The organism is Winogradskyella sp. SYSU M77433 (assembly GCF_029911945.1).
GTDB lineage: Bacteria > Bacteroidota > Bacteroidia > Flavobacteriales > Flavobacteriaceae > Winogradskyella.
Genome location: NZ_JARYTG010000002.1, coordinates 63113 through 77891, shown reverse-complemented (window position 1 = coordinate 77891; position 14779 = coordinate 63113). Strand labels below are relative to the sequence as shown.

Annotated in this window: 16 protein-coding genes; 10 read left to right on the top strand and 6 right to left on the bottom strand. The window is 33.3% G+C overall.

Annotation, left to right across the window (positions count from 1 at the left end):
• Positions 1-46: 46 nt before the first annotated feature.
• Positions 47-1153: a hypothetical protein gene (locus QGM60_RS03590; protein WP_281138884.1), complete on the top strand. Its 1107-nt coding sequence runs from the start codon at positions 47-49 to the stop codon at positions 1151-1153.
• Between the two features lie 69 nt (positions 1154-1222).
• Here the strand turns inward: QGM60_RS03590 and QGM60_RS03585 are convergent, their stop codons facing one another.
• Entirely contained in the window at positions 1223-2326 is a 1104-nt protein-coding gene (locus QGM60_RS03585) for a DUF748 domain-containing protein (protein ID WP_281138883.1), read from the bottom strand.
• 125 nt (positions 2327-2451) lie between these two features.
• On the opposite strand from QGM60_RS03585, the gene dnaG reads away from it, so the two are divergent.
• Positions 2452-4419 (top strand): DNA primase, encoded by a 1968-nt coding sequence (dnaG, locus tag QGM60_RS03580; RefSeq protein WP_281138882.1) that lies wholly within the window; start codon positions 2452-2454, stop codon positions 4417-4419.
• Here dnaG and QGM60_RS03575 read toward each other — a convergent pair.
• The gene (locus QGM60_RS03575) at positions 4416-5045 is read right to left on the bottom strand and encodes a response regulator transcription factor (protein ID WP_281138881.1); all 630 of its coding nucleotides are present in this window, start codon (positions 5043-5045) and stop codon (positions 4416-4418) included. The genes dnaG and QGM60_RS03575 overlap by 4 nt on opposite strands.
• Positions 5046-5174: 129 nt before the next feature.
• Positions 5175-5963: an NAD(+) synthase gene (gene nadE / locus QGM60_RS03570; RefSeq protein WP_281138880.1), complete on the bottom strand. Its 789-nt coding sequence runs from the start codon at positions 5961-5963 to the stop codon at positions 5175-5177.
• Between the two features lie 85 nt (positions 5964-6048).
• Here nadE and gldB point away from each other — a divergent pair, with 85 nt between their 5' ends.
• Complete coding sequence (gene gldB / locus QGM60_RS03565) at positions 6049-7011, top strand: gliding motility lipoprotein GldB (protein WP_281138879.1); 963 nt, start codon at positions 6049-6051, stop codon at positions 7009-7011.
• Positions 7011-7346: a gliding motility protein GldC gene (gldC, locus tag QGM60_RS03560; RefSeq protein ID WP_281138878.1), complete on the top strand. Its 336-nt coding sequence runs from the start codon at positions 7011-7013 to the stop codon at positions 7344-7346. Before gldB ends, gldC begins: the two co-directional genes overlap by 1 nt.
• Positions 7347-7356: 10 nt before the next feature.
• Here gldC and QGM60_RS03555 read toward each other — a convergent pair whose 3' ends face one another.
• Entirely contained in the window at positions 7357-8358 is a 1002-nt protein-coding gene (locus tag QGM60_RS03555) for a hypothetical protein (protein ID WP_281138877.1), read from the bottom strand.
• 295 nt (positions 8359-8653) lie between these two features.
• Positions 8654-9418 carry a hypothetical protein gene (locus QGM60_RS03550; protein WP_281138876.1) on the bottom strand — a complete coding sequence of 255 codons (765 nt, stop codon included), beginning with the start codon at positions 9416-9418 and terminating at the stop codon, positions 8654-8656.
• Positions 9419-9646: 228 nt separating this feature from the next.
• Between QGM60_RS03550 and QGM60_RS03545 the strand changes: the two genes are divergently transcribed.
• Entirely contained in the window at positions 9647-10261 is a 615-nt protein-coding gene (locus QGM60_RS03545; RefSeq protein ID WP_281138875.1) for a DUF4230 domain-containing protein, read from the top strand.
• Here the strand turns inward: QGM60_RS03545 and QGM60_RS03540 are convergent.
• Positions 10256-10561 (bottom strand): rhodanese-like domain-containing protein, encoded by a 306-nt coding sequence (locus QGM60_RS03540; protein WP_281138874.1) that lies wholly within the window; start codon positions 10559-10561, stop codon positions 10256-10258. The genes QGM60_RS03545 and QGM60_RS03540 overlap by 6 nt on opposite strands.
• Before the next feature lie 48 nt (positions 10562-10609).
• On the opposite strand from QGM60_RS03540, the gene QGM60_RS03535 reads away from it, so the two are divergent.
• The 5 genes from QGM60_RS03535 to paaC all read left to right on the top strand — a co-directional run bounded on the left by QGM60_RS03535 (position 10610) and on the right by paaC (position 14693).
• A complete protein-coding gene (locus QGM60_RS03535; RefSeq protein ID WP_281138873.1) occupies positions 10610-11188 on the top strand; it encodes a TetR/AcrR family transcriptional regulator in 579 nt (192 codons plus the stop codon).
• A gap of 166 nt (positions 11189-11354) precedes the next feature.
• A complete protein-coding gene (locus QGM60_RS03530) occupies positions 11355-12428 on the top strand; it encodes a 2Fe-2S iron-sulfur cluster-binding protein (RefSeq protein ID WP_281138872.1) in 1074 nt (357 codons plus the stop codon).
• A gap of 94 nt (positions 12429-12522) precedes the next feature.
• Positions 12523-13479 carry a 1,2-phenylacetyl-CoA epoxidase subunit PaaA gene (paaA, locus tag QGM60_RS03525; RefSeq protein ID WP_281138871.1) on the top strand — a complete coding sequence of 319 codons (957 nt, stop codon included), beginning with the start codon at positions 12523-12525 and terminating at the stop codon, positions 13477-13479.
• A 48-nt stretch (positions 13480-13527) separates the two neighbouring features.
• On the top strand, positions 13528-13815 hold the full coding sequence (gene paaB / locus QGM60_RS03520) for a 1,2-phenylacetyl-CoA epoxidase subunit PaaB (RefSeq protein ID WP_188606830.1): 288 nt from the start codon (positions 13528-13530) through the stop codon (positions 13813-13815).
• Between the two features lie 122 nt (positions 13816-13937).
• Positions 13938-14693, top strand: coding sequence for a 1,2-phenylacetyl-CoA epoxidase subunit PaaC (paaC, locus tag QGM60_RS03515; RefSeq protein ID WP_281138870.1), 756 nt, complete (start codon positions 13938-13940; stop codon positions 14691-14693).
• The last annotated feature ends 86 nt before the right edge of the window (positions 14694-14779 follow it).

Sequence of the window (14779 nt, the reverse complement as noted above, 5' to 3'; positions counted from 1 at the left end):
CAATCACAAATCAAATTAACATCAATACATCAAAAAACGAACAGTTATGAATACAATTACACGAATGGCAATAGGCCTATTGGTATCAATGCTTGCGCTAAACAGTTTGCAAGCGCAAGAAAAGGAAGTAGACTCGGTCAACATCGAAAAAAATGCCAACCTTATTAAGATTCAAAAATTAGAATCGCTAAAATTAAAAATTGAAGAAGAGGAAAGAGAATTGCTTAAAGCTGAAATAGAAGCAATCAATAGTCGATTGGATGCAGGAAAAATAACAGCTGCTGAAGCCGAAGATTTAAAGAAAGAAGCTGCAAAAAAAAGAGCTTTAAATATAGAAAATAGATTGACAATTGTTGATAGTAAAATTGCGCTTTTACAACGTAATGAATCTGGCTACGACAATAACGATGATGACGATTCCTATGTTTTTAGTATAGGAGGAAATAATGAGTATGGAGAGGAATTTATTTTTCTAGGCAAGAAGAAAAATAAGAAAAAACCAAGAAAATATGATAGAAGAACGACTAGCGACATTGTTTTTGCATTAGGTTTTAATAATACCCTTATAGATGGAGAAAGTATAGATGATTCACCATATAAACTTGCAGGTTCTGGATTTATGGAATTAGGTTATGCTTGGAAAACAAGAATTTTTGATAACACTAATTTCTGGAGATTAAAATATGGTTTTTCTTTTCAATGGAACAAACTTAATATCAAAGACAATAATTACCTAGTAAACACAGATGGTGATGTGTCACTTCAAGAATTTCCAACAAATTTAGACAAAGCAAAATTTAGAACTACTAATTTGGTTTTTCCTGTTCACCTAGAATTTGGTCCTTCTAAAAAGATAGAAAAGGAAGATTACTTCAGATATTCTACTCACAATAAATTAAAAATAGGTATTGGTGGTTATGCAGGTTTTAATATTGGTAGCATGCAGAAACTAAAGTACAAAGAAGATGGAAATAGAGTAAAGGATAAACAAAGAGATGGTTTTGAAGTTAGTGAATTTGTTTACGGACTCAGTAGTTATGTATCTCTAGGAGATGTAGCGCTATATGTGAAATACGATCTTAATCCGTTGTTTAAAGATCAGTTAGTAGACCAGAATAACATTTCTGTCGGAGTAAGATTCGATATGGACTAAACCAATCAGTTTTTCATCAATCAATTTTTGAGTGTCAAAAGCCTTAATCTAGAGAATGGATTAGGGCTTTTATTTTTCGCTGTTGCTAAAAGCATCCTCAAACTCAATATCATCATCAATAACTCCTTTAAAAGCCTTTATCCAAGCATTACCAAAAATATTTACCACAGCAGTTAGCGTATTAGATTTTACATTATTCAAATTTCCTTCAATAGGAATTTTTGTAGCTAATGTATTAGTCTTATGATTTTTTAATATGAATTTAAAAAAGCCTACAAAACCTTCCCATAAAACTCCAAGAAAACCATCATCTTTACTTATAAGTTTAGAATCTATAACCATAGGTTTCATATAACCTTTAAGATGGCCATCGGCAATGGCAACTTCACTAAAAAGCTCAAATGTTCCACTTTTAAAATCAATACCAGTATAGTGTCTTGTAAAAGGATTAAGAGCAGTAACGTTAGCTTTTTGTAAAGCAAACTCAACATTCATATCAGGTATTTCTTTGATAAGGTTAATGTTGCCGTCTAATTTTACGTTTCCATTTCCTATAGAAACTGCTGTTGCAGAAATAGGAGACGGTAAAGTACGTTCCATAGAGGTTACATTTCTTAAATTATCAGCGTAGAGTTCAAGCTTATCAAAATGTAAATCTATATTTGGATTTGCCTGCAATTCCACAAAGGCAATTTTACCATTATGGACTTCAAAGTGGTTAATTTCAATCGGTACTAAATCTGTCAAAGCTTTTGTCCAATCATCAACATCAGGCATTTCTCCTTCGGTTTGTTGGTCTTCAAAAACATAAATAACCTCTGGGCTATCCATTACAATTTCACTAACAATTTTTCCTTTAAGTAGAGATTTCCATTCAATAGAAATATCGCTTTTCGGAAATTTTAAAAAAGGAACTTCTGTCTTGGCATTGATTTTATTGAGATACATACCTTTAATAACATAAGCACCTCTTATGAGTGAAATGTCAATATCATCAACAGCTCCATGGTAACCTGGTAATTCGGCTAATACCTTATTAACTTCATATTTAACGTAATATGGTAAGTAAATTCTAAGACCTAACAAAATAATAATTATGATGATTGGTAGTGTATAGCGCTTCTTTTTGTAAGGCTTTCTTATAGATTTTGTTTTGGTAGGTTTTGAGCTCATACACTCAAAGTTAATAAAGGGCTTAAATTAAATTTTGACAATTGTAATTAGTTTAACATTTGTGATATATAGTTTCAAAAAACTAATAGTTGTATTAAATTTACCAACTTGCAAAAACGTACATTTTGATTTCACAAAACACCATATCTCAAGTCTTTGAAACTTCTCGTGTAGAGGAGGTCATTGGTGATTTTGTACAGTTAAAGAAATCTGGGAGCAATTTTAAAGGCTTAAGTCCATTTAGTGATGAGCGTACTCCTAGTTTTATGGTGTCTCCAGTGAAACAGATTTGGAAAGATTTCTCAACAGGAAAAGGCGGTAATGCTGTGACATTTTTAATGGAGCACGAGCATTTTACGTACCCTGAAGCTATAAAATATTTGGCCAAGAAATATAATATTGAAATCGACGAAATTGAAAGAACTGACGAGCAGAAAGAACAAGCCAATACAAGAGAAAGCCTGTATTTGGTAAGTGAATATGCTAATGAGTATTTTCAAAAAGTACTACATAAAACCGATAAGGGAAAAGCAATAGGTCTAAGCTATTTTAAAGAGCGTGGATTTAAGGAAGAGATTATTAATAAGTTTCAGCTAGGTTATTCCTTAGATGAATGGCAAGCCTTTACAGATGATGCCTTAGGTAAAGGCTATCAGTTGGAGTTTTTAGAGCAAACTGGGCTTACTATTGTTAAAGATGAAAGGCGTTTCGATAGGTTTAAAGGTCGTGTGATGTTTCCAATTCACAGTATGAGTGGACGTATACTTGGTTTCGGTGGACGTATTCTAACAAATGATAAAAAAGCAGCCAAATATCTTAACTCTCCCGAGAGTGAAATTTATCATAAAAGTAAAGTGCTTTATGGCTTGTACTTTGCTAAGCAAGCCATCTCAAAAGAAGATAATTGTTATTTAGTAGAAGGTTATACAGATGTTATTCAATTTTATCAAACAGGAATAAAAAACGTGGTGTCTTCTTCTGGAACAGCGTTGACGCCTGAGCAAATACGGTTGATAAATAGATTGACCAATAATATTACAGTTTTATTTGATGGTGATGCGGCGGGAATTAGAGCGTCTATACGAGGTATTGACTTAATATTGGAACAAGGTATGAATGTAAGGGTTTGTACGTTCCCAGATGGTGAAGATCCAGACAGCTTCTCGAGATCTAATACGTTTGAAGAACTTACCGAATACCTAAATGAAAACGCTAAGGATTTCATTCAATTTAAAGCGTCTTTATTGGTAAAAGAGGCTAGTAATGATCCTATAAAGAAGGCAGAAACCATTCGTGAAATTGTTAACAGTATCGCTAAGATTCCAGATCAGATAAAGCGCGAAGTTTATATTCAAGAATGTGCTCGAATTATGGATATAAGCGAGAATGTACTTTTTAGCACATTAGCACAGATCAACAAAAAGGATGTTAATGATGCTAATAAAAAATACCAGCAAGAACAAAAAGCTTTTGAGGTTGTAAAGAATAAAAATCAGTCAAAGCCGAGGGTTGATGTGCAGTTTGAGTTAGAGCAAAAAATTATTGAAATATTAATGCTGTATGGTGATAAAACCGAACAGTTTGAAGATTTAATTCTAAAAGAAGATGAAGCTTCTGGTGAATTGATTTTAGAGCCAACCATACATGAGGCTAAAGTTTTTGAAAAAATATACTTAGATCTTCAAGAAGATGAGATGCAGTTTACCAATGAAAAGTTTAAGGAATTGTATTATTCTATCATTGATAAACTAAATCAAGATGAAAATTTTTCGACAAAAGATTTTATCAATCAACTCGACCAAGAATCTGCCAGTACAGTTACGGGTATCTTGATGGAAGATGAAAAGTATACGTTGCACGATTGGCATCGAAACAATATCATTCCAAAAGAAAAAGAGCATTCTATATCTCAATTGGTCAGTCAAACTATTTTGAGTTTGCGCTGTTTTCTTATTGACCAAAAGGTAGCTGAATATAAGAACGAAACTTTAAACCAAAATGTAGATACTCGTACTATCATTGAAGATGTAAAAGATTATCTTGGTTTAAAAATGTTATTATCTCGTAAACTAGGAAAAGTTGTTGGAGGCTAAGTAAGGTTATGATGCTTGGCTTGGTGTATTAAATCTATAATGTTATTTACATTAAGTTTTTTGAAAAGCCTAGCTTTATAAGTACTTACCGTTTTTTCATTGATATCTAGTTCCTCAGCTATTTCTTTGTTTTTTCTACCTATTGAGAGCAATTTTAAAACTTCAACTTCTCTAGTAGATAGTTTTTTAAACATACGGCTTCGGCTTCTACGAGTATCTTCATAACGCAGATGTTTGTCCATCTTTTCACTTAGGGAAATTTCACCAGAGTGAACTTTTCTAACCGCTTCTTCTATCATGTCTACACTTGCCTCTTTGTTTAAATAGCCAGATGCGCCAGCTTTTAATGTGCTTATGGCATAGATCTCTTCTGGTTGATGACTAAACATTAAAACGTTAATAGATTTATTTTCTTTTTTAATGGCTCTAAGAGCTGTAATACCGTTTAGTTCGGGTAAATCTATTTCAGAAATTATTACATCAACTTTTTGTTTTCGTATAAAGTCAAAAATTTCAATACCACTGCCGAGACTTCCTACGACTTTAAGATCTGGTTTTGAGTTAAGATAAAGTTCCAAGCCAGCTCTTACAATAGGATGACTGTCAACAATCAAGATTTGTATCATGACAATTATTTGGTTAGGGTTAAAAAAATACGATAGCAAAAGCTACGTCAAGGATATAGCGGAGATTTGTTGCTTAAAGTTAGTTAAAATTTAATTGATTTTCTAAAAATATTTGATAAAATACAATTTTTACCTTAAAATATTAGGAATTTCACAAACAGGTATCGGAATCATTTTATGTTGGTTGGCTGTATTGTAACTTGTGAATATTTCAAAAACTATTCGTTTTCTGCCTTCAAAATCATCTGCGGTTTTGCCTTCGTCTTTCATTTTCATAGCCCATTCCAACTCAGGATACGAAGCACCTATTTGATCTTCATCACTACGTGCATCACCAAAAAGGCCATCACTTGGTGCAGCTTCCATTATAGATTCTGGTACTTCAAGATATTTACCGAGTTCGTAAACTTCAGACTTCATTAAATCAGCAATAGGACTTAGGTCAACACCTCCATCTCCATATTTGGTGTAGAAACCAACACCAAAATCTTCAACTTTATTTCCTGTGCCAGCAACAAGTCTTCCTAATAAACCTGCGTGGTAATAAAGTGTGGTCATTCTTAATCTGGCTCTGGTATTGGCTAATGCCATATCAACGGTTTCTTGTTTTCCTTCGAGGCTTACTTCGGTTTTAAACTCTTCAAAAACAGGAGTTAAATCTACTCTTGTTTCTTGTACGTTGGTAAAACGTTTTTGTAGTTGGGCTATATGCTCGTGAGCTCTTGAAACATGACTCTCAGCTTGGTGTATGGGTATTTCTAAACACAAAACATCTAAACCAGTTTTGGCACAAAGTGTTGAAGTTACGGCAGAATCTATTCCACCTGAAATACCAACTACAAAACCATTTACTTTGGCTTTGGTAGCATAATCTTTTAACCAATCCACTATGTGATTTACAACCTTTTCTGTTTGCATAATTTTTGAAGTTTTAATGTAAAGAAGTGTACCTTTGCACAACAAAAGTAAGAGAATAGTGTTAGGATTAAAAATGTTTTACCAAATGCCATTAAGAATTTACGTAATATTAATTTTGGGAGTATGCCTTATGTCTTGTGAAGAAGCATCTAAGGTAGAAAAAGAAATAGATAAAGTCGATGTCGATTTTGTAGTTGAACGTTTTGATAAAGCATTTTTTGAAGCAAAATCAACTGATTTGCCTAGGCTAAAAAGTGCTTATCCTTTTCTTTTTTCAAAGCATGTGCCTGATTCTCTTTGGATAGATAGAATGAATGATACGCTTCAAAGAGAACTTCTTGAAGAGGTAACTTCAAAATATTCAGATTTTAAGAACGTAAAGGCTGATCTTAAAGATTTGTTTCAGCATTTAAAGTATTATGACAAATCGTTTAGTTCGCCTAGAGTGATTACACTGACGAATGATGTGGATTATAGAAATAAAACAATTGTCACTGACACTCTAGTTTTAATAGCATTGGATAATTTTTTAGGGTCAGAGCATAAGTTTTATCAAAATATACCAAAGTATTTAGCGGCAAATATGAATGAGGCTCAAATAGTGCCAGAAGTAGCAGAAGGATATGCTAAAAAGTATGTGTTTCAGAGTGAGAGAAAGACCTTGCTAGATGAGATGATTTACTTCGGAAAGCTTCTATATTTTAAAGATGTAATGATTCCATTTGTTACAGATGCAGAAAAAATAGGATATTCAGAAGAACAATTACAGTGGGCAGAAGCCAATGAAAGTCCCATTTGGAGCTATTTTATAGAAAAGGAGTTGTTGTACAGTACAGATGCTAAGTTGTCTAGCAGATTTATTGCAGATGCACCATTTTCTAAGTTTTATCTTGAATTAGATAATCAATCTCCTGGACGGTTGGGTCAATATATAGGTTGGCAAATAGTGAAAGCTTATGCTGAGAATACAGGTGAAAAGCCAATGTCTATCTTAGAGAAAGAGCCCGAGGAAATTTTTAGAAAATCAAAATTTAAACCAAAAAAGTAATGTCAAAAATCATAAAATCAAAAATAGAGCTTAACGTAGAACTTGACGAAAATCGAGTGCCTGAAAAATTAAAGTGGACAGCACAAGATGGAGGTGTGGTTAATGAAGAAGCTAAAGCTATAATGCTATCGGTTTGGGATAGTAATGCTCAAGAAACTTTAAAGATTGACTTATGGACTAAAGATATGCCTGTAGATGAAATGAAAAAGTTTTTTCATCAGACTTTAGTAACCATGAGTGATACTTTTCATAGAGCAACTCAAGACGAAAAGATGACCGCAACTATGAAAGATTTCTGTGATTATTTTGCTGAAAAATTAGAGCTTAAGAAATAGCTTTTCTAGATTAAGGAAGGCTTGATTCCTTTTCTCTGTCTTCAGCTTTAAAGTAAGGGGTAGAATCGAAGCAGTCTGTTTCTACATTCATATAATCACGATTCTTTAATTTCATTTTTACAAAAGCATCTACATCATATACTTCATAAACATAGAGTTCGTTGTGTTTTCCTGCAATTGTTTTCTTGTCTAAGTTTATAAAAGAGATCATTTTGTTAACCATTTTTTGATCTCCAAACCTTCTTATGCTTCCAGAACCTGAAGCATTATTGGTCTTATAAACTATCCAATAAGCTTGGACAACTCTTTTTCCAGGATTAGCTGAAACTGTATTGTTATTTGCAAAGAAAAGCGCATCATTCTCTTGTTGTGTATCTGCTTTTAATACACTGTTTTTCTCAACTTCAGTTATTTTGTTTGTAGTTGGAGTGTGTCTTTTTGTGATCTTAATTGAGTTTTCTTCAACAGTTGCTTTAGTTTCTTTTACGGAAGCAATCTCAGATTTTAGTTCGTTTACGTTGCTTGAATTTTCTCTTCGTTCAGAATTATTTTTGTTTACAATAACAATTCTGTCTTCTAGTGGAGTCGTCATTGGGTTTTCTGGCCTTTCACTAGCTTTTGGCATAGCATTGCCAAATAAAGAAGTGTTTCTTACTGGGTTTGGTATATTCATAGCAGGCCTTGTGTCTATAATCTCATTTCTAAGTAATGTGATTACTATGAGTCTGTCTGGTAATGCTGCTTCAACAACAAATCTGCCTACAGGAATATCTTGTAAAGGAATCGTTACTTTGGTGTTTTTTACAATTTGAGATTTTTCAAAATCACTATTGAAAATTTCTACTTTATAAATTGGACGTTCACTTTCTAGGATAAGGCTGTCACCTGCATCATTCAAGTGGTGCTTCAGTTCTTTAGCTCTAAAATTAATGTTTTGTAAAAGTGTGGATTTTTGACCATAGGCTAAAGTAGCCAAAAGTATAAGGGTAAGGGAATACAATGTTCTTTTCATAAGTAGGTTTTGTCTTGGGGGAACAAATAAGAACTTATCATTGGGTTCTAAGTTCTAAAACAAATGTAATAGACAAGACCAATGTAATGCTAAAATATAGATATTTTACATATTTTTTAGATTAGGTGTATGATTATTCGTTTTTCTGTAGCAGAAAATTTAAAAACAAGGTAACCTTTTGGTAATACAGTTTGCTAAATTTAGAGATTTAGGCTGGCTATATTTGTAGTGCTATTAGTCATTAATTAAAAACATTAGTTAGGCTTTCATATGGAGAAAGGAAACTAGTGTTTTTCTATTTTAAACCAGCTATGGTTGCTGTTTCTTTTTTGCTAGTTGTATAATAAGGGTTTGGATTAAAGGCTTCAGAGTTTGAAGTGTATACATAATCAGAATTAACAGACTGAAATTCCATAAATTTTTCGGTGTCATAAATTTCCCAAACAGTCAGTTCGTTAGATTTTGTAGTAGAACTTTTAAACTCTATTTTATTTTTTAAAACCATACGTTCCATAGACTTTTCGTCTACTAACCTCATGGTTTTACTTGTGCTACTACCATTGTTTATTTTAATTACAGTGTAGTAAAACTTTTGATTTTTTTTGCTTGGATTTTTTGCTCTACCTCTTGTTAATAAAAATTCTATACTTGTTTTTGGTGAGCTTTTTATAACCTTCAAACCTTCATCTAGCATCATTCCCATACCCTCTACGATTTCTTTTTTAGAAGATGAGGTGTTAGTAATATCATCATATTTTATAATATCCATTACAACGATTTTATCGGTTAATTTAGCTTCAATAGAAAATTCGCCGATAGGAATTTCTCTCAGTGAGATTGCAGTGTTTTTATTTTCAACTTTAATAGATGTCTCAAAATCTTCGTTGAAGATATCAACTTGAACAATATTTTTATCTGAAGATAAAATCAAACTATCCTTGGTTGAATTTAAGTGGTGTTCTAAATCTTGCGCTTTAGGATTGTAGTTTTTTAATAGTGTAACTTGACTATTTGAAAGTGTAGTCGAAAGTAGGATTAGTAGTGTGCATATTCTTTTCATAATATTCACGTTTTAGATTTGAGGATAATGAATTAATCGTAAAAATCAGCGCTTATTATTGCTAATTACATAGCTAAGGTAGAGTTGATTAGTAAATTCGCAATAAGAAGGCGATATTCCGTAGTTTTTTTAGGTAATTAGCACTCGTAAACGATGTAAAGCAAAAAAATAGGATTTAATTAGGTTTTGTTTCACACTTGTTTATCATAGATTTAGTTAATTTTAAGCATGAGAAAAATCCTTTTTGGCGTTATTATAACATTAGTAGTTCTTTTTACTTTTAAATATTGTGGAGATAAAAAGAACAACGAAATAATTTTAAAAGAAAACTCAGCTTTAATTCAAGAACAGCTAAAAAATGTAAGCAAGTTGGTTGTTACTGAAGGTCACTTTAGCGAGGTGTTTAGTTACAAGAATTCAAAAGCAATTTTTGGAGATTTAATTGAAGTTGAAAAGAAAGCTTTGGTTGTTGTTAACGCAGATGTAACAGTGTCCTATGATTTAAGCAAATTGGAATATGATATTGATGAAGAGAATAAAATATTACTTATAACACATATTCCAGATCAGGAAATTAAAATCAATCCAGACTTTGAATATTATGATATCCAAGCAGATTTTTTAAATCAATTCGAAGCCAAAGACTATAACGATATTAAAGAGACAGTGAAAAAGCAATTGATGAAAAAAATCGAGAATTCAGATTTAAAATCAAATGCTAAAAATCGCTTGTTAAGTGAAATCTCTAAATTTTATATTTTAACTAATTCACTTGGTTGGACGTTACAATACAACGAAAATATTATAGAATCCTCTAATGAAATTGGTGATTTAAAACTATAGTTTTTTCTTAAGGTTTACCCAGCCACCACCATTAGTAGCTTCAATATTGTGTAAATTTAGGAATTTAGCAGCCTTTGCCGAACGGACACCACTTGCACAGCATACAATAATGGGTTTATTGAGTTTCTTTACTTCTTCTACGCGATTGTTTAACTCGTTCAATGGAATATGTTTAGCATTATCAATATGGCCACTGTCCCATTCCTGTTGGCTTCTAACGTCTAATATCAATGCTCCATTTGCTAAATAGTCTTCAACTTCTCTCTTTTTTGTGCCGAAAATAAAATCTAAAAATCCCATACTTAAAATTTAATTAAATTTACGAATAATAAAAGACTATATAAAGTATTGAAGGGAATAACTCGTAAGGAAGAAATTGTTAAAACAGCTGCAAAACTGTTTAAAGAAAAGGGCTACAGTGCAGTAACAATGCGAGATTTGGCTACGGCAATGGGAATAAAAGCGGCAAGTCTTTACAATCATATTAGCTCTAAGCAAGAAATTTTAAAGGAAATCATTATTTCTTTGGCAGAAGATTTTACCGAAGGCATAAAAAATATAGAGAAATCAAACCTTACTAGCATTAAAAAAATTGAAGCGGTAGTGAATCTTCATGTAGATATTACTTCCAAGAATACTGATGAAATGGCTTCCTTAAATAATGATTGGGTGCATTTGGAAGAAAAGTTAGAATATTACCTTTTACTCCGTTCTAATTATGAAGATGAGTTCAGGAATATTATCAAAAAGGGAATAGAAAATGATGAAATTGTTAATGAAAATATTGATGTTATTCTCTTTTCAATTCTATCAACTTTAAGGTTATTGTATCTGTGGATTTCTAAGAAAGAGGACTTAAAACCTAAGGAGCTGTCCGAACAATTAAGTAAAATCCTTGTTAAAGGAATTAACAAAGAAATTAATTAATTTTTGTAAATTTGTAAAGTAAACTAACGATTGTTAGTTTTTTTATTGCTCTAAATCGAAAACGTTTTCGAGTAGTACAAATTGTAATAATAGATTAAGATAAATTCTTCCTAGTTTATGCTTATCGCAGTCGAAGTAGGAAGATGTCTGCAGTACAGAAACGCTTATGGCAGAATTTTATAAATTAAAGGTTAAGGATATTTACAAAGAGACAAACGATACGTCAGTTGTGTCTTTTGATGTGCCTTTAGAATTTCAAAAAGCATTTATATTTTCTCAAGGGCAACATTTAACATTAAAGACTATAATAGATTCTGAAGATGTACGTCGTTCTTATTCACTATGCTCAAGTCCGTTTGATAACGAATGGAAAGTTGCTGTAAAAGAAATACCAGGAGGAAAGTTTTCAACTTTCGTAAACTCAACATTAAAAATTGGTGATGAGTTGGAGGTAATGCCTCCAAGTGGAACTTTTGGTGTAAAATGTAATGCTGAGAACGCTAAGAACTATCTGTTTTTTGCAGCAGGAAGTGGTATTACACCAATCCTATCTATGATAAAAGCACACTTAGCAACAGAACCGAATTCTACTTGCAAATTATTCTATGTGAATAAAACAGCTAAATCCATTATCTTTAAGGAAGAGTTAGAACAGCTAAGAAACACGTATTTTGGAAGGTTGGAAATTTATTATTTTTTAACCAAAGAAAAACGAGACATTGAGCTATTTAATGGACGTTTTGATGATGATAAGATGAAAGTGCTCACCAAAACATTTATTGATATTCCAGATACTAGTGAAGTGTTTTTGTGCGGTCCAGAAGATATGGTGAATTACGTAAGTAATTATCTAGCGGAAGCAGGTTTGCCAAAAGAATTAATTCATTTTGAATTATTTGTAAAAGGCTTAACCGAAGAAGATAAAAAACGTGTAGAACGATTGTCTGAACAAAAAATTGATGGAGTCGAAGTTATCATTATAGATGGAGGAAAGGAATTTCGTTTCACAATGCAACAAGACGATGATAATATTTTAGATGGTGCTTTAACAGCTGGTGCAGATTTGCCATTTGCGTGCAAAGGTGGTGTTTGCAGTACGTGTAAATGTCAGGTTATGGAAGGTGAAGTTGAAATGAAAATCAACTACGCACTAGAGGAAGATGAGGTTGCACAAAACTATGTGTTAAGTTGCCAAGCTGTGCCAACGACTAAAAAAGTAGTGGTCGACTTTGATGTATAAACTTCCTGCGAATGCAGGAATCTTATAATATTGAAAAAGAAAAATTATGTTTCACTAGCTAAAAGTGAACAGCTAATAGCAAAAAGCTAAAAAGATGAGTGAAGAACAAATAAAAAATCTAGAAGCAGAATTTGAAGCGCGTATTGCACGTGATGAGAAAATCGAACCTAAAGACTGGATGCCAGAAAAATATCGTCAAACACATATTAGGCAAATCAGTCAGCATGCGCATTCCGAAATCGTTGGGATGTTACCAGAAGGGAACTGGATTACTCGTGCGCCTTCATTACGTCGCAAAGTAGCCTTATTGGCTAAAGTACAAGATGAGGCTGGTCACGGATTATATCTGTACAGTGCCTGTGAAACACTAGGAATTTCTCGCGACGAATTATACGAGCAATTACATTCTGGTAAAGCAAAATATTCTTCCATTTTCAATTACCCAACAGTAACTTGGGCAGATATGGGAGCTATTGGTTGGTTGGTAGATGGCGCAGCTATTATCAATCAAGTACCGCTTTGTAACACCTCTTTCGGACCTTACGCAAGAGCAATGGTACGTGTATGCAAAGAAGAAAGTTTTCATCAGCGTCAAGGCTATGAAATCATGTTGAAGTTATGTGAAGGTACGCTAGAACAGAAGGAGCTGGCTCAAGATGCGCTTAACCGTTGGTGGTGGCCAAGTTTAATGATGTTTGGTCCAACAGATGCAGAATCTACACATACAGAACAAAGCATGAAGTGGAAGCTGAAACGTAAAACGAATGACGAATTACGTCAACAGTTTATAGACCAAACTGTGCCACAGGCTGAAATTTTAGGATTAACAATTCCAGATCCAGATTTAAAATGGAATGAGGAGCGTCAAAGCTATGACTTCGGTGAAATTAATTGGGATGAGTTTTGGCAAGTTGTCAAAGGTCACGGTCCAATGAACAAAGAACGAATGAAAGCCAGAGTAGGAGCATGGGAGCGTGGGGAATGGGTTCGTGATGCAGCGATGACTCACGCACAGAAAAAGCAAAATAGGAAAGAAAAACAAGCAATATAATTCACCTGCAAGGTTTTGGTAACCTTGTAGGTATTAATTAAAGATATTATGGCAACAAAAAACTGGCCACTTTGGGAGGTCTTCGTAAGAAGTAAAAACGGATTAGAACACCGTCATTTTGGAAGCCTTCATGCGGCAGATGCTGAAATGGCTTTAGAAAACGCACGAGATGTGTATACAAGACGTAACGAAGGTGTAAGCATTTGGGTTGTAGAAAGTAAACATATTACAGCATCAAACCCAGAGCATAACGGCGAATTATTTGAGCCTGCACAAGATAAAGTATACCGTCACCCAACATTTTATGATTTACCAGACGAGGTAAAGCATATGTAAAATAACAAAGTTTGTCATCCTGAATTGTCACACTGAGTAGAGTCGAAGTGTTGTTTCAGGATCTCTTTATTAGGGTTAAATGTCACCTTGAGCGCAGTCGAAAGGTCTCAATTTGAATGAAAATGAAAAACAAAAACCTATACAACTACATCCTTGGCATCGCAGATAATAGCCTCATTCTGGGTCAGCGATTAGGAGAACTTTGCGGTCACGGACCAAGTTTAGAAACCGATATCGCTTGCACCAATATGTCATTAGATTTATTAGGACAAGTGCGTAGTTATTATCAATATGCGGCAAAAATTGCAGGTGATGGTAGAACAGAAGATGATATCGCAATGCTGCGTAAAGAACGCGAATACTTCAATGTGTTATTGGTAGAACAACCAAATACCGATTTTGGATATACAATGGCAAGGCAGTTCTTATTCGATGTGTATCATTTTTTAATGTTAACCGAATTAGAAAAAAGTACCGATTTAAATCTGTCTGCAATTGCAAAAAAATCTATCAAGGAAGTAAGTTATCATAAGCGTTTCTCATCCGATTGGATAAAGCGATTAGGAGATGGAACAGAAGAAAGCCATAGTCGTATTCAAACCTCAATAAATGATTTATGGACCTATACAGATGAATTATTCCATCAAACTGAAGCTGATAAAACTATGGTAGCAGAAGGCGTTGGAGTAAATGTTACTAAATTGAAAGACGCTTATTACGAAGAGGTAAATGCAGTTTTAGAAGAAGCAACTTTAAGCGTACCAGAAAGTAAATATTTTCAAAAAGGAGGAAAACAAGGCATTCATACTGAACACATGGGATATTTATTAGCAGAATTACAATACATGCAACGTACCTATCCAAATATGGAATGGTAAAAAGCCCATCTCAGTCTTCCCAAAGGGAAGAAGAAAAATATGAGTAAGGAAAATCAAATATTACAATCGAGTGATAACTCTTCCCC